Source organism: Massilia sp. TSP1-1-2 (assembly GCF_049896185.1).
Taxonomy (GTDB): Bacteria; Pseudomonadota; Gammaproteobacteria; order Burkholderiales; family Burkholderiaceae_D; genus Telluria_A.
On the sequence record NZ_JAFCTU010000203.1, the window covers coordinates 1 to 587 of the forward strand.

At 68.3% G+C, this 587-nt stretch carries 1 protein-coding gene; it reads right to left on the reverse strand.

What is annotated here, in order from left to right:
* Positions 1–587, reverse strand: a 587-nt coding sequence (locus ACP7BV_RS27705; RefSeq protein ID WP_426108130.1) for a condensation domain-containing protein, incomplete at both ends; no start/stop codon positions are given.

A 587-nucleotide genomic window follows, 5' to 3' on the forward strand; every position in this document is an offset into this window, starting at 1 on the left:
AGCTTGGCCAGGCCCAGGCGCACTTCTTCGTCCACCGTAAAGCGCAGCGTTGCTCCGCGCATGCTCTGCACGGCCGGGCGCGGCCGGTCCAGCGGCAGCTCCAGCACCGGCAGCTCGCCGCCCAGCAGGTCGGTCCAGTAGTCCAGCTGCTTGCGCAGCACGTCGCCTTGCAGATAGCCATGCTGCCAGCGCGCGAAATCGCGGTATTGCAGCACCGGCGCCGGCAGCGCCGCCGCCAGGCCCGTGAAGGCTTGCTCGTACAGGGCCGTCAGTTCGCGCACGAACACGCCCATTGACCACAGGTCCGAGACAATGTGGTGCATCGACAGCACCAGCACATGGGTGCCGGCGTCAAGCCCGAGCAGCTGCACGCGCAGCAGCGGTCCGGCGCCCAGGTCAAAGGGCGACAAGGCTTCCTGGCGCATCAGCGCGTGGGCGTGGGTCCACCTGGACGCGTCGTCGCTCCCTTCCACTTGGCGCGCGCGCAGCGCCAGCTGCAGGTGCGGCGCCACCATCTGCACCAGAACTTCTTGCCGGGTCTCGAAATGGGTGCGCAGTGCTTCGTGCCGGTTGACGATGGCCTGCAA